The following is an 18,827-nucleotide window of genomic DNA, read 5'->3' on the forward strand; positions in this document are numbered from 1 at the left end:
GCGTTCAGCCTTTTCGCACACTAGAGCCACCCTTAAAACAGATCGTGTCCACAGCGGGGCGCTGGCGCGTCACAGCACGGCCAAAAAAATCTTTCGCAGACCAAAATCGCACTACACCGCACCCGCCTGCGGTTTTTGGATCATAAAAAATTTTCAGTTTTATTTTTCTACAAAACACACCGCCAGACCGCGCCAGTGCTGGCGGCTTTGCGAAGATTGGAAACTGTAAAGATTGAAAAGGATTTCAGCTTTTTTCAGTTTTGAGGATCAAGAAAGGATCTTGCGAGAAGTCTAACTAGTAGATAAATAAGGGTATTTTTAATTTTGCGTGACTTTTCGAGGATCCAGTATACCGTGTGTGCGACCTAGTGAATTTTGAAAAAACCTGCGCTGGTGCACATTACGGAGGTTTAGCGCGGATTTTCAAAACTGAAAATCCTTATGAATCGGTTTCTTCTTTGGGCTAATAAGCGCTGAAGAAGGTCATTAATCTTTATGCACCCTATAGTTACAATATCCGCACAACCCATCATTATCTTGGTCATCTTGCATTAAGGCTACGCCACATAAGCTACACTCAGTGTAACCGAGGGTGTGTTCACACCAGCGGCAACTTTGCTCACCGATCACAAAAGTATCATGACGACAGTTATAGCATTCCTCATATGTTGGCTCTTCTCCATCAGGAGGCCAATAAAAGAATTTTTTATCAAATTCTTCCAGTAGCATGGGAGCTATGAGGTCAGTATATCCACATGATATACATTGGTAATTAAAATTTTCTTCATCACGGTCTACACTATACCCATCTTCCAAGCTACGTTGGGAAGCCCTAAGTAATTTAGAGCCACATTCCCCACATCCGCACTCCACTAAAAACTCAAACATACCTCCGGGAATGCCAGCTTCCTCCCAGGATGTTTTGCATTCAGTAGCCTTTTGATTATAGAAGGTCTGATGAGCAAGCATTATCTCCCAAGAATGGCCTAATGTTTCTTGAGGAACTTCATCAAGTTCATTGGTGATAAAATCGCTCAGGACGGGGAATAGTTCTGCGACAAAGCCAGCTAATTCACCAAATGTATTACGAGGATGAAGATGTTCCAGTTGGTTCCGGCATAACTGCAATTTTTCTATCGCTTCCCAGTCCACTGCAATATTGAATTTTTCAAAGCGCTCTGCAATTCCAGAAACATCTATTGTTGTTGGCTTGAATTTTCCATCCGGCTTCCATTCGACACCTCCGGCACCATCTGGATGCGGAAGGATTTTTTTTGGAGGATTGTGAATAAGTTGATAGGCATCATCTTCTGACTCAACCGATATGGCAATTCTGAATTTGAAAAGGAGAAGCATTCCTGCATAAAGATTCCGCACTGAAGAAAGAGTACGTGCGGGATTGCCACCTTCTTCTGAGGGTTTTTGTGAAAGCTGGAAGTCTTCAAGTCCTAACTGAATTGAAGCAATGGCATTTTCATAAAGTTTCTGTGCATCTAAGGTTTGCGTAGTCGCGTTACTCATAGATTGTTAGTCCTTTTAAATAAAACCTTTGATCTCTGTCGCCGTTTTGTCGCCATAGGGAATAATAGCTCTATGTAACTTATTGATTATATAGGGTAACTATAAAAAACAACAAAAAACCCATTCATTTTCATGAATGGGCTTTTTATTAAATTTTTGCTAACCAATCTAAAACCTTACCACGTAACTTTACTAATTCACCTATATTTTCAGTTAAACCAGTGGAGACCTGATAAAACCTCATGCTATCCCACCCATTTGTTGGAGTTAGAAGAAGTTTTCGGCGTAATGAACGAATGTAAGGAGGATCGTAAGGTTCTTTACCAGAAGCCCCTTTTTTTAAAATCTTCGTAATGCGCTTACCATTTTTCATTATGGCGTAGAAATCACCGTCATCTTCTATTGAGAAGCCGGCATTCGTGAGATGCTGATAAAGGCTATGGAAGCTAAGTTGCTGCTCTTCGTATTTTCGTTTACGTGAATTGGTTTTAAGAAAGGCCTTAATTGTTTTAAATTCATCTTTTCTGTCTTTACATATTTCATGCGCGGCCGTTTTCCGTGTGAACTCGTAGAGATCTATGTCAGAACACTTATCTAGCCAGTAACCACCCTTATCCATGAAACACATTGTAACCAAAAGCGCTACACGCTTATTGCCGTTATGAAATGTGTGATTAGAAATTATCCCATGAAAAAGAGCAGCAGCTTTATCCATCACCTCCGGATATGCATCTTTGCCATTCACGGTCATAAATGGCCTTGCAACTGCTGATTCGAGTAGCTCAACGCTTTTGACTCCAGGAGGCGATATGGGGTCTTCAGAGAATTCATAGTGTTTGGTTAGATATTCGTGAATACTTACAACTTCATGATACTCAATCATTAAGGTTTCCTTGTGATTCAACGATACGTAATGCCTAACGAAATGAAAACAATACTCAATTGGACGCAAAGTGGACATTGCGCATAAAAAAGGGGTTACGCTTTCACGTAACCCCTTGTTTTATTTGGTGGAGCTGGCGGGAGTTGAACCCGCGTCCGAAATTTCTACATCCTCGGTACTACATGCTTAGTTTGTCTTTACATTCGCACGCCAGCTGCGGACAAACACGCCACTAACGAACTAGCCTGATTAGTTTTAACGCTTCAACCCCAGGCAGGGTTTCCACGCGATCTCTTTTGGGTTTGACCTCTCTTTGATCCCCGTCTTAAGAGCGGAAGCTAGGGAGAGAGGGCTCTTAGCAGGTTATTAAGCTGCTAAAGCGTAGTTTTCGTCGTTTGCGACTATTTTTTTGCGGCTTTTAACGAGGCAAACCGCCCCTCGGCATGCACCTTGGGTTTCGCAAATCCCGTCGAATCCAGAATCAGCCCCAATAGTGTTGAACTCAGTATACCAGATTTTACTTCCTCGACACCAGCCCGAAACGCTAACTTATTGAATAGTACAATAAGTGCGCAGAATCAACGTCCTGCGTTTTTCATGATACGTGCTTTGTCGAGCTGCCACTCGCGTGCTTTCAGGTCAGTGCGTTTGTCGTGCTGTTTCTTACCTTTCGCCACGCCGATTTTCACTTTGCACCAGGCATTTTTCCAGTACAAAGAGAGCGCCACCACGGTGAAGCCTTCGCGGTTGATGCGTCCGTAGAGGGATTCCAGTTCGCGCTTGTTCAGCAGCAGCTTACGGGTGCGGGTAGGATCGCAGACGTAATGTGAAGAGGCGACGGTCAGCGGCGTAAAGTTCGCGCCGAACAGGAAGGCCTCACCGTCTTTCAGGATCACGTAGCTGTCGCCGATATTGGCTTTCCCGGCACGCAGCGATTTTACTTCCCAGCCCTGCAACGCAAGGCCGGCCTCGAATTCTTCTTCGATGAAATACTCGTGGCGAGCACGCTTGTTAAGCGCAATGGTCGCCGAACCAGGTTTATGTGCTTTTTTCTTCGTCATAAGTGTCGTAAAGCCGTCGGTAATCTGATTTTAAAAAGTCACCTCATTGCGTCCTGTGAGGTCTAACGCGCTATCTTAGCACGAGATAAGGCTTAGCGTTTTTTTAACAGGTGATAAATGTTATTATTTGTCTGTTGTGTGACCATGGAAAATGCTATGCCTCAGATTAGCCGTACCGCGCTTGTTCCCTACAGCGCGGAACAAATGTATCAGTTAGTGAACGACATTCAGTCCTATCCGGAATTTATTCCGGGATGCACCGGTAGCCGGGTGCTGGAATCCGGCCCGACGCAGATGACTGCGGCCGTGGATGTCTCCAAAGCGGGGATCAGCAAAACGTTCACCACGCGCAATACCCTGACGAGCAATCAGAGTATTTTGATGCATCTGGTGGATGGTCCGTTTAAAAAACTGATGGGGGGGTGGAAGTTTACGCCGCTGAGCGCTGACGCCTGCCGCATTGAGTTTCATCTGGATTTTGAATTTACCAATAAGCTGATCGAACTAGCGTTTGGCCGTATCTTTAAAGAGCTGGCCTCGAATATGGTTCAGGCGTTCACTACGCGCGCCAAAGAGGTTTACAGTGTCGCATAAGATTGCTGTTGAGGTGGTGTATGCGCTGCCGGAGAAGCAGTATTTGCAGCGCGTGACGCTTGAAGAGGGCGCCACCGTTGAGGCGGCTATCCGGGCCTCCGGCATCCTTGAACTTCGCCGTGATATTGACCTGGCGAAGAATAAAGTCGGCATTTATAGCCGTCCGGTTAAGCTTGCTGATGCGCTGAAGGATGGCGATCGGGTTGAGATTTATCGCCCGCTGATTGCTGACCCGAAAGAGCTGCGCCGTCAGCGAGCGGAGAAATCGGGTAAGTAACGCTTTCTCCCCCGGTGGCGCTTCGCTTACCGGGACTACGATTCTGCGTAAGAATTCAGATACAAAAAAGGTGCTCAATGAGCACCTTTTTGCGTTGCTGACGCCTGATTATTTGGTCAGGGCAGGCTTGTTGTCGATGTTGGTCAGCACGCCGGCACTGCTGAAGGTCAGCGTCAGGGTTTGCTGGGTCACATCTTCATGACCAGGCTGCTGGCGGAATACATAGAACCAGGTGTTTGTGCCGAACGGATCGGACATCATCGGGGTTCCCAGGGCATAAGCGACCTGCTGTTGTGTCATACCCACGCGGATTTTGGACACATCGTTAGGGGTAAGGTAGTTCCCCTGGTTGATGTCAGGACGGTAAACCACTTTCTCCAGAGTGGAACAGCCTGCGGTCAACATCAGAAGAACCGCTGCGGCAGCGGTCAGCGTTTTACAGCGCATAGTGATTTGATTCCTTTTCGGGCCCGAGCAGTACGCGGCTCATATGTAATATGCCGATGATAATAGACCTTGCCCCACTTTGAAACCGGTCTTGCGGCGTTTTTGTTGTTCTGTATGACCCTGAGATCCCGAAAAAGTTTATGCCGCCAGCAGTTCTTTCGCATTCGCAAGCGTATTGCGGGTGACTTCACTGCCGCCGAGCAGGCGTGCCAGCTCCTGCAAGCGTGAGCGTTTATCCAGCGGCTTCATGTGCGTTTCCGTCATTTCGCCATCGGTTTCCTTGCTGACGATAAAGTGGTGATGACCACAACCGGCGACCTGCGGCAGGTGAGTCACACACATGACCTGCGTCGATTCACCTAACTGACGCAGCAGTTTGCCGACAACGGCCGCGGTCGGGCCGCTGATACCCACATCCACTTCATCGAAAATCAACGCCGGGGTTTCCATTTTACGGGCGGTAATCACCTGAATGGCCAGGGCGATACGCGACAGTTCACCGCCGGAAGCCACTTTCGAAATCGCCTGCAAAGGCTGGCCCGGGTTGGTGGTGACGCGGAATTCTACGCGGTCTGCGCCTTCCGCCGTCAGGTGATTCTCTTCAAAGCGAACATCTATGGTGAACACCCCATGCGGCATCGCCAGCGTATGCATGCTGTCGGTAATGTGCTGGCTAAGCTCCAGCGCATAGTGTTGCCGCACGTCATGCAGCCGTTTCGCCGTTTCCAGCGCCTGCTGATGATGCAGATTGACCGCCAGAGACAAGGTTTCAAGGGAATCGGCCTGATCGTCCAGCTGCTGCTGTTCCTCCAGCAGAGACTGATAGTAATTCGGCAGCTCTTCCGGGGTTACGTGATGCTTACGCGCCAGTGAAATCTGACGGGAGATGCGTTGCTCAAGTTCGAACAGACGGTTCGGGTCGAGATCCAGACGTTCACAATAGTGGCGCAGCTCATCCCCGGCTTCTGAAATCTGAATCGCGGCCTCTTCCAGCATTTCCAGTACGCCAGAAAGCTTATTGTCCATGCCGGTCAGTTCGGTCACAAGCTGACGCACGTTATACAGCTGGCTCTGCAAATTCACGTCTTCGCCATCCGCCAGCATGTTCAGGGCAGTCTGGCTGGTGGAGAGCAGCTGACCGCTGTTGGCCAGACGCTTGTACTCTTCGTCGATTTGCTCAAATTCACCCGCCTGCGGGTTAAATTCGTTCAGCTCTTTCAACTGATATTCCAGCAGCTCGGCGCGCGCGGTACGCTCCTGGCTTTGCTGCTGATGCTGCGCAAGTTCGCGGCAGCTTTGATGCCACTGACGATAGTGCTCCGCCATGAGTTGAGTAAGCGCATACTCACCTGCGTAGCCATCAAGCAGGGCTTTCTGTTGTTCGGGTTTGATTAACTGCTGGTGCGCATGCTGACCATGGATCTGGATGAGCAACTGGCCCAGCTCGCGAAGCTGGGAGAGGGGAACCGCTGTACCATTGATAAAACCGCGGGAGCGGCCATCGCTGCTGATGACGCGGCGAAGTAAACACTCACGTCCGTCTTCGAGCTGGTTCGCTTCCAGCCAGCGCAGGGCGGCAGGTGTGTCTTTCAACGAGAAGCGGGCGCAGAGATCGGCACGGGCGGCGCCTGTGCGCACCATATCCCCCTCAGCACGACCGCCGAGGCACAAGCCGAGGGCATCAATGGCAATGGATTTACCTGCACCGGTTTCACCGGTAATCGCCGTCATTCCGCTATGGAAGTCGATCTCAAGCTCACGAACAATGGCAAAGTTGCTGATGGTCAGTTGTGCCAGCATAATTGTTTTCCTGTATGAAAAACCATAACTGTGTTTGTATACAGTATAAACTGGTTTTATATACAGTAAAGTGCTGGATGCAAAATCAGAACAATTTTTTTGACCAGCCGAGCTTGGAGCTTAATGTGTTGAAATAGCTGTAATCTTTCGGGTGAATCAGGTTCAGATGGTAATCGCAGCGGCGAATGAGGACATCTTCACCTTCCTGAATGGGGAGCGCAATCTGACTGTCGCAGCTGATCTCCAGGTCGTTACGGCGATGGGAAAAACGCAGGCGGATGGTGCTGTCGCCGTTGATCACCAGCGGACGCGCCGAGAGCGTATGCGGGAACATCGGCACCAGGGTAATGGCATCCAGCGATGGCGTCAGGATTGGGCCTCCGGCTGAAAGTGAGTAGGCGGTTGACCCCGTCGGGGTTGAAATAATCAGCCCGTCAGAACGCTGCGAGAAAGCGAAGATTTCGTCGATATAGACTTCGAACTCGATCATGTGCGCCACTTTACCGGGATGGAGAACCACCTCGTTTATGGCGGTGCTGATGCGCTTCTGGCAGTCCTGCTGACACACCTGGGCTTCCAGTAAAAACCGTTTTTCACTGATATAGTGGCCTTCCAGCACGTCCGCCAGCTGCTGCTGCGCATTGTCCGGGTCGAGGTCGGTCAGGAAACCGAGATTGCCACGGTTAATACCAATAACCTTAATATCATAGCGAGCCAGCGTTCGCGCCGCGCCCAGCATATTGCCGTCGCCACCGACCACCACGGCGAGATCCGCCTGCTGGCCAATTTCCGCCAGCGTGCCGGTTCTGACGCTTTTAAGCTGCAACTCCTGGGCGATCTGCTGCTCGACCATCACTTCATAGCCTTTACCACACAGCCAGCGATACAACATTTCATGTGTCGTCAATGCGGTAGGGTGACGCGGATGGCCGACGATCCCAATACACCTGAAATGATTATTCATTTTCTGGAGGTCCTTGTGCCTGATGAATGATGACAATCTGCCTTGTTCCCTTGAATCCAGGAAACTGATCCCCATAATAAGCGAAGTTAGCGAGATGAATGCAGAAAAACGCGGAGAAATTCATGAGTAGTAAAGAACAGAAAACGCCTGAGGGGCAAGCCCCTGAAGAAATTATCACGGAACAGCACGATGAAGTTGAGGCAGTAGAGCCAGACACGTCTGCTGAGCAGGTGGACCCGCGCGATGAAAAAATTGCCAACCTGGAAGCTCAGTTGGTAGAAGCGCAGAATCGCGAACGCGATGGCGTACTGCGTATCAAAGCGGAAATGGAAAACCTGCGCCGTCGTACCGAGCTGGACGTTGAAAAGGCGCACAAATTTGCGCTGGAGAAATTCGTCAACGAACTGCTTCCGGTGATCGACAGCCTGGATCGCGCGCTGGAAGTGGCGGATAAAGCCAACCCGGATAACGCGGCGATGATTGAAGGCATTGAGCTGACGCTGAAATCCATGCTGGATGTGGTGCGTAAGTTCGGTGTTGAAGTGATTGCCGATACGGATGTACCGCTGGATCCAAACGTTCACCAGGCCATTGCGATGGTGGAATCCGAAGACGTTGCCGCGGGTAACGTGCTGGGCGTGATGCAGAAAGGGTATACCCTGAACGGTCGTACTATTCGCGCTGCGATGGTGACCGTGGCGAAAGCGAAAGCGTAACGTGCTGCCTGTAGTGCCGGGTGGCGGCGTTCGCCTTACCCGGCCTACATTTTATTCGGCAATACTTTCGCGTAGAGGCTTAACGGGCAGGACCTTCACCTGCTTAATCATGTTGTCCTGAACGTCCAGAATATCAATATCATACTGTTCAATGCGCACGCGCGTGCCTGCCGCCGGGATCTCTTCCAGCGCTTCCAGGATCATACCGTTCATCGTCCGCGCTTCGTCTTCCGGCAAATGCCAGTTGAACGCTTTATTGATTTCACGAATGTTGGCGCTGCCGTCGATAAGCACTGACCCGTCGTTTTGCGGGGTGACCTCTTCCGCAAGGGAAGGCGACATCGACGTGGTAAAGTCCCCGACAATCTCTTCCAGAATATCTTCGACCGTCACCAGCCCCTGTATGTCGCCGTATTCATCCACCACCAGGCCGACTTTCTTCTTGTTTCGCTGGAACTTCACCAGCTGCGTGCTGAGTGGGGTGCCTTCCGGCACGTAGTAAATTTCGTCGGCGGCGCGCAGCATTACCTCTTTGGTGAACTCGTTTTTCTCAGTCATCAGACGATAGGCCTCGCGCACGCGCAGCATGCTGATGGCATCGTCGAGGGAATCGCGATAGAGGACGATACGCCCGTGCGGGGAGTGTGTCAGCTGGCGGACAATGGCCTTCCAGTCGTCGTTGATATCAATCCCGACGATTTCATTGCGCGGCACCATGATGTCGTCAACGCTGACCTTTTCCAGATCCAGCACCGACAGGAGCATGTCCTGATTGCGGCGGGAGATCTGCGAGCGGGATTCATTCACGATGGTACGCAGTTCGTCTTTGCTGAGCGCGCTACTAATGGTGACGTCTGCCTTTATACCCACCATGCGCATCAGCACCCGTGTCACCATATTCAGCAGCCAGACCAGCGGCATCATCAGAATAAGCAGCGGTGCTAACAGGAAGCTGCTCGGGTAGGCGACTTTTTCCGGGTAAAGCGCGGCGATGGTTTTGGGCAGCACTTCCGCAAACACCAGCACCACAAACGTGAGCACACCTGTGGCAATCGCCACGCCTGCGTTGCCGTACAGACGCATCCCGACGATGGTGCCCAACGCAGAAGCGAGAATATTGACCAGGTTGTTACCGATAAGCACCAGGCTAATCAGCCGGTCCGGCTTACGCAGAAGCTTTTCGACACGACGCGCGGCACGGTTACCCTGCTTGGCGCGATGACGTAACCGGTAGCGGTTCAGCGTCATCATGCCGGTTTCAGAGCCAGAGAAATAAGCGGAGATGACCACCATGATGACCAGAATGACGATCAGCGTGGTGGTAGAGATGTGTTCCAGGGGGAACTCCTTTTGTTACTTAGCCAGCAAATTGCTGTATGAAGCGGCTACCAAAATAGGCAAGCGTGAGAATGCCCGCACCCGCTACGTTGAACCAGACCACGCGGCGACCGCGCCAGCCTTCATGATAATGGCCCCATAACAGGACAATATAGACAAACCACGCGATGATGGAGAGGACCGCTTTATCGATATTCTCCACGCTGAACAGGTTCTTCATATAAAACAAGCCCGTGCACAGCGTCAGCGTCAGCAGAACCACACCGACCTGGGTGATGTGGAACATCTTACGCTCAATCACCATCAGCGGCGGCATTTCGTGGTTAAACGCCAGCTTTTTATTTTTCAGCTGGTAGTCAATCCAGGCGAGTTGCATGGCGTAAAGGGCGGCGATGATCAGCGTCGCGTAGGAGAACAGCGACAGGCCAATATGCACCAGCATCCCCGGCGTGGCTTCCAGGTGAGTAATAAACTCATTGGGCATGAACGTGGCTAACGCCAGGTTGATCAGCGCAAAGGCGTAGACTATCGGCAGCAGCAGCCAGCCACGGTTTTTAGACGCGACAATGGTCATGACCGTACAGATCATCAGGCTGACCAGCGAGCCGACGTTCAGTACGCTCAGATTTTGCACGCTGCCGTCGCCGGGAATGATGCGTGATTCCAGCGCAAACGCATGGCTAATCAGTGCGATCACTGCCGAAAGAATAGCCATGCGCCGCCAGCCGCTGTTTTTTTGCAGCAGGCCAGGAATGATCAGCGCGAGGCTGACAGAGTAGGCAACAAGGGCGATCAGTGCGAAAACAGGCATATAGGCGTCGACAGTTGTCTTAATAAGAAAGAGAAGCAGTATAACGTTACGTGACGCCTGCTCCAACCGTTGCATAACAACAAAGGCGCCTTCATGTTATACTCCGGCAAAATTCTGTGTATGTGTCGCCCAGGCGACCTAACGTTTCTACCCCAGGCGAGAGACAATGTTTGATAATTTAACCGATCGTTTGTCGCGCACGCTGCGCAACATCAGCGGCCGTGGACGCCTCACCGAAGAGAACATCAAGGAAACGCTGCGCGAAGTGCGCATGGCGCTGCTGGAAGCAGACGTCGCGTTGCCGGTCGTGCGTGATTTTATCAACCGCGTGAAAGAGAAAGCGGTTGGCCATGAAGTGAACAAGAGCCTGACTCCGGGTCAGGAGTTCGTCAAAATCGTCCGTAACGAGCTGGTTTCGGCGATGGGCGAAGAGAACCAGGTGCTAAACCTGGCGGCTCAGCCGCCGGCCGTCGTGCTGATGGCGGGTCTGCAAGGTGCGGGTAAAACTACCAGCGTCGGTAAGCTGGGGAAATTCCTGCGCGAAAAGCACAAGAAAAAGGTGCTGGTGGTGTCGGCGGACGTGTATCGCCCGGCGGCGATCAAACAGCTGGAAACGTTGGCCGAGCAGGTTGGCGTAGACTTCTTCCCGTCCGACGTGGCGCAGAAGCCTGTCGACATCGTTAACGCGGCGCTGAAAGAAGCGAAGCTGAAATTCTACGACGTGCTGCTGGTGGATACCGCCGGTCGTCTGCACGTTGACGAAGCGATGATGGACGAAATTAAGCAGGTGCATGCCTCTATCAATCCGGTAGAGACCCTGTTTGTTGTTGACGCCATGACCGGTCAGGATGCGGCGAACACCGCGAAAGCGTTTAACGAAGCCCTGCCGTTAACCGGCGTGGTGCTGACCAAAGTCGACGGCGATGCCCGCGGCGGTGCGGCGCTGTCTATTCGTCATATCACCGGTAAGCCAATTAAGTTCCTCGGCGTGGGCGAGAAAACCGAAGCGCTGGAGCCGTTCCATCCGGATCGTATTGCCTCCCGTATCCTCGGCATGGGCGACGTGCTATCGCTGATCGAAGATATTGAAAGCAAGGTTGACCGCGCGCAGGCGGAAAAACTCGCCAGCAAGCTGAAAAAGGGCGACGGTTTCGATCTGACCGACTTCCTTGAGCAGCTGCGTCAGATGAAAAACATGGGCGGCATGGCAAGCCTGATGGGCAAACTGCCAGGCATGGGCCAGATCCCGGACAACGTCAAATCCCAGATGGATGACAAAGTGCTGGTGCGTATGGAGGCCATCATCAACTCGATGACGCTGAAAGAGCGCGCGAAGCCAGAAATCATCAAAGGTTCCCGTAAACGCCGTATCGCAGCCGGTTGCGGCATGCAGGTGCAGGACGTTAACCGCCTTCTGAAACAGTTCGACGACATGCAGCGCATGATGAAGAAAATGAAGAAAGGCGGCATGGCGAAGATGATGCGCGGCATGAAAGGCATGATGCCTCCCGGTTTTCCTGGGCGTTAATCGCTTTTGAGATTGCTTTTTGCCCGAAAATGAGTAAAATTTTCGGGCTTTTAATATGACACCCGGGCTCCGTTCCTCGATGGGGCCCGGTTGTTTTATTCACACAAGAGGATGTTATGGTAACTATTCGTTTAGCTCGTCACGGCGCTAAAAAGCGTCCGTTCTACCAGGTTGTTGTGACTGACAGCCGTAATGCACGCAACGGTCGCTTCATCGAGCGCGTTGGTTTCTTCAACCCACTGGCCGCTGGCGCAGAAGAAGAAACCCGTCTGGATCTGGATCGTATCGCTCACTGGGTTGGCCAGGGCGCTACTGTTTCCGATCGCGTTGCTACGCTGATCAAAGCAGCAAACAAAGCAGCTTAATCTGTCACGGTGGTCATGATGAGCAATAAAGCACCTGTTGAACCGATCGTATTGGGAAAAATGGGTTCTTGCTACGGTATCCGTGGTTGGCTCAGAGTGTTTTCCTCCACTGAAGACGCTGATAGCATTTTTAATTACCAGCCCTGGTTTATCCAGAAAGGCGGTAAGTGGGAAGAGGTCGAGCTGGAAAGCTGGCGTCACCACAATCAGGACATCATCATCAAGCTGAAAGGCATTGACGATCGTGATGCCGCGAATGCGCTGACTAATTGTGAAATTGTCGTGGATTCGTCGCAGTTGCCACAGCTGGAAGAGGGTGACTACTACTGGAAAGACCTTATGGGTTGCCAGGTAGTGACCACTGAAGGCTACAGCCTGGGGAAAGTCATCGACATGATGGAAACCGGGTCAAATGACGTTCTCGTCATTAAGGCAAACCTGAAAGATGCATTTGGCATCAAGGAGCGGTTGGTTCCGTTCCTCGATGGACAGGTTATCAAGAAAGTCGATCTCACTACTCAAACCATTGAAGTAGATTGGGATCCTGGTTTTTAAATTCTCCGGATAAACGGTAAAAGACGGCGCTATGTGGATTGGCATAATTAGCCTGTTTCCTGAAATGTTCCGCGCGATTACCGATTACGGGGTAACTGGCCGGGCAGTAAAGAATGGCCTGCTGAGCATCCAGAGCTGGAGTCCTCGTGACTTCACGCACGACCGGCACCGTACCGTGGACGATCGTCCTTACGGCGGCGGACCGGGGATGTTGATGATGGTGCAACCCTTACGGGACGCCATTCACACAGCTAAAGCCGCGGCAGGTGAAGGCGCGAAGGTGATTTATCTGTCACCTCAGGGACGCAAGCTTGATCAAGCGGGCGTGAGCGAACTGGCGACGAATCAAAAGCTGATTCTGGTCTGTGGTCGCTACGAAGGGATAGATGAGCGTGTAATTCAAACCGAGATTGACGAAGAATGGTCTATCGGCGATTACGTTCTCAGCGGTGGTGAGTTACCGGCAATGACGCTGATTGACTCCGTTGCCCGGTTCATTCCGGGTGTACTGGGCCATGAAGCTTCGGCGACAGAAGATTCGTTTGCCGATGGATTGCTGGACTGTCCACACTATACTCGTCCTGAAGTGTTAGAAGGGATGGAAGTCCCGGCAGTATTACTGTCTGGAAACCATGCCGAGATACGTCGCTGGCGTTTGAAGCAGTCGCTGGGCCGAACCTGGCTTAGAAGACCTGAACTTCTGGAAAACCTGGCTCTGACTGAAGAGCAAGCAAAGTTGCTGGCCGAGTTCAAAACTGAACACGTGCACCAGCAGCATGAACATGATGGGAATGCGTAATACGCACCCGAATATCAGTTTACCCAGGATAAGAGATTAAATTATGAGCAACATTATTAAGCAACTTGAACAAGAGCAGATGAAGCAGGACGTACCTTCCTTCCGTCCAGGTGACACCGTGGAAGTGAAAGTATGGGTTGTTGAAGGTTCCAAAAAACGTCTGCAGGCATTCGAGGGCGTGGTTATCGCTATTCGTAACCGCGGTCTGCACTCTGCATTCACTGTTCGTAAAATTTCCAACGGCGAAGGCGTTGAGCGTGTCTTCCAGACTCACTCTCCGGTAGTTGACAGCATTGCTGTTAAACGTCGTGGTGCTGTACGTAAAGCTAAACTGTACTACCTGCGTGAGCGTACTGGTAAGTCTGCTCGTATTAAAGAGCGTCTGAACTAAGATTCGCTTAAGCGACATCCTGTTAGAAAGGGCTGGCCGAAAGGCTGGCCCTTTTTTTATCCCATCGCACCTCTCGCGTTAACCCTTCCGTCATAAATCATTTACAATGTTCGCCTCTTGGGTGGAGGGTAAGTGGATAACGTACTGCATCAGCGTAACTGGAAACGCGCAGCGGCATTGACCGCGCTGTTTGCGATCCTGCTGATCGTCGTGGCGCCGCTGATCTCCGTCTCGCTGCAAAAAGATCCCATGAGCGCCATGCCGGGTATGCACCATGACATGAGCATGATGTTGATGGACGAGCATCATGGTGATATGCCGCATTCTATGCCAGTTGACCATGCGGAGGCGTGCGGCTACTGCGTGCTGTTAGCGCATGTTCCGGGCGTGATGCTGGCGCTTATCGTTCTGCTCAGCGTGGTGTTGCAGCGGCTGCGCGTGAAGCCGCCTCGTCAGGCGGTCAGCCACTGGCACTTTTTCCCCTGGCTTTACCCCGATACCCGCGCGCCGCCGCGTCGGTCTGCTTTCTCCCTTTAAAACAAAATCACTCACTTTTTGCCTTAAAAAGGAAAAGTATGACTACCTGCACTCCGCGCGCGGCATGGGGAAACCTGCTGCGTCGCCTCCATTTCTATATCGGGCTGTTTGTCGGTCCGTTTATCTTCTTCGCAGCGCTGACCGGAACGCTGTACGTCGCCACGCCGCAGCTTGAACATGCGCTGTACCATCATGCACTCCACACGGAGGCCGTGGGTGAGGCGCAGCCTCTTGCTGAACAAATTGCCGTGGCGGAAAAGGTCGTGGGTTCAGCGCTGCGTTTACATGCTGTTCGTCCGGGGCTGGAAGAGGGCGACACGACCCGCGTGATGTTTGCCGACCCGGCGCTGGGTCCCTCCGAGCATCGGGCTATTTTTATTGATCCCACCAGCCTTGAGATTCGAGGGGATATGACCGTGTACGGCACCAGCGGGATTTTACCGCTGCGTCAGACTATCGATTATCTGCATACCTCGCTGATGCTGGGCAACATCGGGCGCCTCTATAGCGAGTTAGCCGCCTCGTGGATGTGGGTTGCTGCCCTGGGCGGGATCGCGCTGTGGTTCTACACCCGACCGAAGCGCCGTATTAACAATCGTTTCCAGAATCGTCGTCGCCTGCATGTGATCTTAGGCTGGACGTTACTGGCGGGAATGCTGCTGTTCTCAGTCACCGGGTTAACCTGGTCACAATGGGCCGGTGGCAACGTCGATAAGCTGCGTGCAGAGATGAACTGGCTGACGCCGCAGGTAAACACCACCCTTTCCGGTGCGCCGGAAATGAGGGATGAACACGCCGAACATCGTGGTCATCACGGGGAAATGACGATGCCTGAAATGCCAGTCAAACTGTCGCTTTTTGACAACGTATTGCAGGTCGCCCGCCAGTCAGGGATTGATGCGAACAACGTTGAGATCCGTCCGGCAAGCAGGGTCGACCAGGCCTGGACGGTGACGGAAATCGATCGCCGCTGGCCAACGCAGGTTGATGCCGTTGCCGTGGATCCCCACTCACTGAAGGTGCTGGACAGCACTCGCTTCGGGGATTTCCCGCTGATGGCTAAACTCACCCGCTGGGGCGTGGATTTCCATATGGGGATCCTGTTTGGTCTGGCAAATCAGCTGCTGCTCATCGCGTTTGGCGTTGCGCTGTGTGTGTTAATTATCTGGGGATACCGGATGTGGTGGATGCGTCGCCCTGCAACGTCAGCCGCGAATCCGGTACAGACGCTCTGCCAAAGCTGGCTGGCATTGCCGCTGTGGGGAAGGGGAATGACGTTCCTGATAAGCCTCCTGCTGGGGCTGGCGTTGCCGGTAATGGGCGTCAGTCTGGCGGTCTTTATTGTGATTGACTGGCTGCGCTGGCGAGCAGGTTCAGGCGTGTCGCTCGCCGGAACAGCCGTTAAATAGCCTTAAGGCGTGCTGATGACTACCGCAACCCGGCGGTTTTCAGCGCGCCCCTGCGCAGTGCGGTTGCTGCTGACAGGGTATTTTTTGCCTAAGCCCCGCGTAGTGAGATTGCTGCGCGGGATGTTCGCGCCCTTCGCCCAGGCATCCGCCACAACATTGGCACGTTTTAACGAAAGCGCTTCGTTGTAGCTCTCTTCGCCATAGTTATCCGTATGGCCATCCATCCTGGCGTGGTTCAGATCGGTTGCCGCCAGGCGTGAGGCCATAGTCTGGATCTGCGTTTCACTTTCCGGGCGCAGCCTGGCGTCATTTTTATCAAACAGGATCTTATCCGACAGGCCCAGAGACCAGTCGCCATTCAGTTCGTTAAAGCCGTAGGATTTCATGGCCGCAATTTGCTCTGGCGTGAATTTTCCTTCAGGGGATGACTGGCATCCGGACATTACCAGTGATGCCAGTATTAACGGCGCAAAGTATCGCTTTAACATATCGTCTTCCTTTCAGGATATTGTTTTCGAACGCTGGTTTTTGACCAGATACATATTGCGATCGGCTTGCTCCAGTAATGCTTCAACGGAGGCATTTTCCCACGCCAGAGCAAAGCCAATGCTGAGGGACATTGATGCTGTGTGCCCGTTATGCAGATCAAACGGACGGATAAATTGCTGCGACAGCGCAGCGCAAATAAATTCGACCTCACGTGCGGTGTGGACGCCGTAAAGGATCATGGCAAATTCATCGCCGCCAAGACGGTAAGACTGATGACGTTTTTCGCCAAACTCGACCATCCTTTTGGCGGCTTCGATCAGTACGCAGTCACCCGCGGCATGACCCCAGGTGTCATTGATAACCTTGAAGTTATCACCGTCCAGGAAGAGCAGGGCAGAATTGGTTTTTGCTGAAGCGTCGTTCATTAATGCCGCAATGTTGTTGCGAAACGCGGCGCGGTTTGCAAGCCCCGTGAGCGGATCGTGCATGGCGGTACGCAACAGTTGAGCGTTTTTCGCCTGTAGCTTGAGCTGCCACTCTTCCATTTCATCCAGCAGGCTGTTGAAGTCTTCACCAAACTGGTGGAACTCTTCAATGCGGCCTTCCGTTACCCGGCGAGAGAAGTTGCGGTTAGTGCGAACGTCATGCACAACGTCAGTGATGTTTTGCATTTCAACAACCATGCCATGATGTAGCGAGCGAGTGATGGTCAATGCGACGGCAGAGGCAAAAAGAATGCAGCCGGTGAGGACCGCAAATGAGAGCCAGATAAAGTGGCTAATCAGGCTGTCTCGCGCGGTCAGACGAATTTCGCCAATCACATTGCCGTTATGTATGATGGGCTGTGCGACAGGAACAGGGAACAACCACCGGTTGACCAGCGCGCCCAGCGTGTCGGTATTATCCGCCGGGTTCCATGACCACCAGGCAAACCGTTTATGATGTGCGTTAAGCACTTCCGCCACGGCGAACTGCCCCTGCTTGCCGAGGGTCGCCAGCGTTTCATTTGCCGCCACGGCATCGTTGAACACCAGAGAGGCTTCAAGGCTGTGGCTCATGGTGGCGCCGGTAAGTTCGAGGTTTTTTTGCGCGTATTGCTTTAATGTCACCACGGAAGCGAAACACAGCAGCAACCATATAAACGTCATCGTTATAATGACGCTTATCATGCTGATTCGTCGCAACGTTCTTTTAAACGTCGGACGCGGTGTTGGTGCGACTTCCTTATTCATGCTTCTTATTCCGTGCGAGCATTAATACATCCGGATTGACTCTTACGCCACTGCGCGCCAGCGCATCCAGATTTACGGAAAACCTGACGAGGTTGTGCTCTATTATCAGACAAAATGCGCTGCCAATAACGCATTCAGGATTTTGTTCTGACATTAATAGCAACGCCTGGCCCTGATATTGATTTATTATTTCCTGTTGTTTTGCCGGCGACTCGCTCCCGAAATAGAGGGCATCACACCTTGCTGCGAGTGCTTCCCGATCGCTATGCACAATGACAGGACTATAGGGCAACGGGTTGTGTTCATCTTCACTGCTGAGCGCCTGTCTGTAATGGGAAGAGGCATAAATACAGAGCTTAGGCTGGCCGGACAGTGCTGGCCATCGGGTGTAGCTCACAATGCCAGAAACAATCGAACGTACTGATTTATCCGTTTCCGTGAACGAGCCTGCCGTTGCAGGGGCTACTAAAATGAACAGTATTAGCACCAGGGGGAGTCGGAGCAAAGCGATCAAGATTGCATTTCTCATCAGAATCCGCCAAACCGCCCCGGAAATAGATGTCCTTAAGAATTGTCGGCAGAATACCATTGTTTATCAAAGCCGTCATTATGTCAGAAATATCCCTGTTTTGACCTAAGCTAAATCTTACAGTGAGCTATATTCAGAGGAATTAAGGCAGGCTCAATTAAGCCTGCTGGAACGCATACTTTCATCCAATCCTTGTTGCCAGGATTCATGCAGTTTTACTGCATTTTCAGTTGCATCGCAGCTGGCAGGAAATGATTTGCCCGCTAATCCCCAGGCGTGAATAAAGCCCTCTTCGCATATTTTTTTCTGTCCGTTAGCGTAGCCACGAAGATATTTCGCTCGATCAACCTGAGGGTCATTAAAACTATCGGCCAGAGCCTGGTTATCTTTAACCGGAACACCATTCATAGCGTCTTCTTTACCGGCCGTGAACCAGTCCGGGCTGGTCCAGTCAGGCTGAAAAGTATAAGGATTGATCTGGCAACCCGACAAAATCAGCGACAACAACATAAAAATAATTGAACGCATGGCTATTCTCCTTTTTGTGAGCATAGCCTGACTTACAGGCGTGCGTGTGTAAT

At 51.8% G+C, this 18,827-nt stretch carries 22 protein-coding genes and 1 other RNA gene; 10 read left to right on the forward strand and 13 right to left on the reverse strand.

What is annotated here, in order from left to right:
• Window positions 1-486: 486 nt before the first annotated feature.
• The 4 genes from ACOTWU_RS07180 to smpB all read right to left on the reverse strand — a co-directional run bounded on the left by ACOTWU_RS07180 (window position 487) and on the right by smpB (window position 3,465).
• The gene (locus ACOTWU_RS07180) at window positions 487-1,521 is read right to left on the reverse strand and encodes a hypothetical protein (protein WP_126498827.1); all 1,035 of its coding nucleotides are present in this window, start codon (window positions 1,519-1,521) and stop codon (window positions 487-489) included.
• A gap of 148 nt (window positions 1,522-1,669) precedes the next feature.
• Window positions 1,670-2,404: a type II toxin-antitoxin system death-on-curing family toxin gene (locus ACOTWU_RS07185; RefSeq protein WP_023304279.1), complete on the reverse strand. Its 735-nt coding sequence runs from the start codon at window positions 2,402-2,404 to the stop codon at window positions 1,670-1,672.
• A 125-nt stretch (window positions 2,405-2,529) separates the two neighbouring features.
• Window positions 2,530-2,893: a transfer-messenger RNA gene (gene ssrA, locus ACOTWU_RS07190) on the reverse strand.
• A gap of 89 nt (window positions 2,894-2,982) precedes the next feature.
• The gene (gene smpB, locus ACOTWU_RS07195) at window positions 2,983-3,465 is read right to left on the reverse strand and encodes an SsrA-binding protein SmpB (protein ID WP_003863115.1); all 483 of its coding nucleotides are present in this window, start codon (window positions 3,463-3,465) and stop codon (window positions 2,983-2,985) included.
• A gap of 156 nt (window positions 3,466-3,621) precedes the next feature.
• Here smpB and ACOTWU_RS07200 point away from each other — a divergent pair, with 156 nt between their 5' ends.
• A complete protein-coding gene (locus ACOTWU_RS07200) occupies window positions 3,622-4,059 on the forward strand; it encodes a type II toxin-antitoxin system RatA family toxin (RefSeq protein ID WP_201800301.1) in 438 nt (145 codons plus the stop codon).
• Window positions 4,049-4,336, forward strand: a complete 288-nt coding sequence (locus ACOTWU_RS07205) for an RnfH family protein (protein WP_045340478.1) — start codon at window positions 4,049-4,051, stop codon at window positions 4,334-4,336. Before ACOTWU_RS07200 ends, ACOTWU_RS07205 begins: the two co-directional genes overlap by 11 nt.
• A gap of 108 nt (window positions 4,337-4,444) precedes the next feature.
• On the opposite strand, the gene bamE is transcribed toward ACOTWU_RS07205, so the two are convergent.
• The 3 genes from bamE to nadK all read right to left on the reverse strand — a co-directional run bounded on the left by bamE (window position 4,445) and on the right by nadK (window position 7,547).
• Window positions 4,445-4,783, reverse strand: a complete 339-nt coding sequence (bamE, locus tag ACOTWU_RS07210; protein ID WP_003863121.1) for an outer membrane protein assembly factor BamE — start codon at window positions 4,781-4,783, stop codon at window positions 4,445-4,447.
• Between the two features lie 138 nt (window positions 4,784-4,921).
• Window positions 4,922-6,583, reverse strand: coding sequence for a DNA repair protein RecN (recN, locus tag ACOTWU_RS07215; protein ID WP_015571579.1), 1,662 nt, complete (start codon window positions 6,581-6,583; stop codon window positions 4,922-4,924).
• An 85-nt stretch (window positions 6,584-6,668) separates the two neighbouring features.
• Window positions 6,669-7,547, reverse strand: a complete 879-nt coding sequence (nadK, locus tag ACOTWU_RS07220; protein WP_017383004.1) for an NAD(+) kinase — start codon at window positions 7,545-7,547, stop codon at window positions 6,669-6,671.
• Window positions 7,548-7,669: 122 nt separating this feature from the next.
• On the opposite strand from nadK, the gene grpE reads away from it, so the two are divergent.
• Window positions 7,670-8,263, forward strand: a complete 594-nt coding sequence (gene grpE / locus ACOTWU_RS07225; protein WP_003863126.1) for a nucleotide exchange factor GrpE — start codon at window positions 7,670-7,672, stop codon at window positions 8,261-8,263.
• A gap of 51 nt (window positions 8,264-8,314) precedes the next feature.
• Here grpE and ACOTWU_RS07230 read toward each other — a convergent pair whose 3' ends face one another.
• Entirely contained in the window at window positions 8,315-9,601 is a 1,287-nt protein-coding gene (locus ACOTWU_RS07230) for an HlyC/CorC family transporter (RefSeq protein ID WP_026094274.1), read from the reverse strand.
• Window positions 9,602-9,620: 19 nt separating this feature from the next.
• A complete protein-coding gene (locus ACOTWU_RS07235) occupies window positions 9,621-10,412 on the reverse strand; it encodes a cytochrome C assembly family protein (RefSeq protein WP_014832951.1) in 792 nt (263 codons plus the stop codon).
• 166 nt (window positions 10,413-10,578) lie between these two features.
• On the opposite strand from ACOTWU_RS07235, the gene ffh reads away from it, so the two are divergent.
• The 7 genes from ffh (at window position 10,579) to ACOTWU_RS07270 (ending at window position 15,996) form a co-directional block, all read left to right on the forward strand.
• Window positions 10,579-11,940, forward strand: a complete 1,362-nt coding sequence (ffh, locus tag ACOTWU_RS07240) for a signal recognition particle protein (protein WP_003863132.1) — start codon at window positions 10,579-10,581, stop codon at window positions 11,938-11,940.
• Window positions 11,941-12,056: 116 nt separating this feature from the next.
• A complete protein-coding gene (rpsP, locus tag ACOTWU_RS07245) occupies window positions 12,057-12,305 on the forward strand; it encodes a 30S ribosomal protein S16 (RefSeq protein ID WP_003863133.1) in 249 nt (82 codons plus the stop codon).
• A 15-nt stretch (window positions 12,306-12,320) separates the two neighbouring features.
• Window positions 12,321-12,860, forward strand: a complete 540-nt coding sequence (rimM, locus tag ACOTWU_RS07250; protein ID WP_032609925.1) for a ribosome maturation factor RimM — start codon at window positions 12,321-12,323, stop codon at window positions 12,858-12,860.
• 31 nt (window positions 12,861-12,891) lie between these two features.
• Window positions 12,892-13,659 carry a tRNA (guanosine(37)-N1)-methyltransferase TrmD gene (gene trmD / locus ACOTWU_RS07255; RefSeq protein WP_015571574.1) on the forward strand — a complete coding sequence of 256 codons (768 nt, stop codon included), beginning with the start codon at window positions 12,892-12,894 and terminating at the stop codon, window positions 13,657-13,659.
• A 43-nt stretch (window positions 13,660-13,702) separates the two neighbouring features.
• Complete coding sequence (gene rplS, locus ACOTWU_RS07260) at window positions 13,703-14,050, forward strand: 50S ribosomal protein L19 (protein ID WP_002914145.1); 348 nt, start codon at window positions 13,703-13,705, stop codon at window positions 14,048-14,050.
• A gap of 132 nt (window positions 14,051-14,182) precedes the next feature.
• Window positions 14,183-14,587: a DUF2946 domain-containing protein gene (locus tag ACOTWU_RS07265; protein WP_126498829.1), complete on the forward strand. Its 405-nt coding sequence runs from the start codon at window positions 14,183-14,185 to the stop codon at window positions 14,585-14,587.
• A 38-nt stretch (window positions 14,588-14,625) separates the two neighbouring features.
• On the forward strand, window positions 14,626-15,996 hold the full coding sequence (locus ACOTWU_RS07270; protein WP_126498830.1) for a PepSY-associated TM helix domain-containing protein: 1,371 nt from the start codon (window positions 14,626-14,628) through the stop codon (window positions 15,994-15,996).
• Between the two features lie 2 nt (window positions 15,997-15,998).
• Here the strand turns inward: ACOTWU_RS07270 and ACOTWU_RS07275 are convergent, their stop codons facing one another.
• From ACOTWU_RS07275 to ACOTWU_RS07290, 4 genes are all read right to left on the reverse strand, one after another.
• Entirely contained in the window at window positions 15,999-16,484 is a 486-nt protein-coding gene (locus ACOTWU_RS07275; protein ID WP_252049359.1) for an OmpA family protein, read from the reverse strand.
• 12 nt (window positions 16,485-16,496) lie between these two features.
• Complete coding sequence (gene dgcN, locus ACOTWU_RS07280) at window positions 16,497-17,717, reverse strand: diguanylate cyclase DgcN (protein ID WP_017692859.1); 1,221 nt, start codon at window positions 17,715-17,717, stop codon at window positions 16,497-16,499.
• On the reverse strand, window positions 17,710-18,246 hold the full coding sequence (locus tag ACOTWU_RS07285; protein ID WP_015571570.1) for a YfiR family protein: 537 nt from the start codon (window positions 18,244-18,246) through the stop codon (window positions 17,710-17,712). The genes dgcN and ACOTWU_RS07285 overlap by 8 nt, the downstream gene beginning before the upstream one ends.
• A gap of 153 nt (window positions 18,247-18,399) precedes the next feature.
• The gene (locus tag ACOTWU_RS07290; protein ID WP_015571569.1) at window positions 18,400-18,774 is read right to left on the reverse strand and encodes a DUF2799 domain-containing protein; all 375 of its coding nucleotides are present in this window, start codon (window positions 18,772-18,774) and stop codon (window positions 18,400-18,402) included.
• Window positions 18,775-18,827: the final 53 nt, after the last annotated feature.

It is taken from the genome of Enterobacter cloacae complex sp. GYL001 (assembly GCF_049237125.1).
GTDB lineage: Bacteria > Pseudomonadota > Gammaproteobacteria > Enterobacterales > Enterobacteriaceae > Enterobacter > Enterobacter hormaechei_C.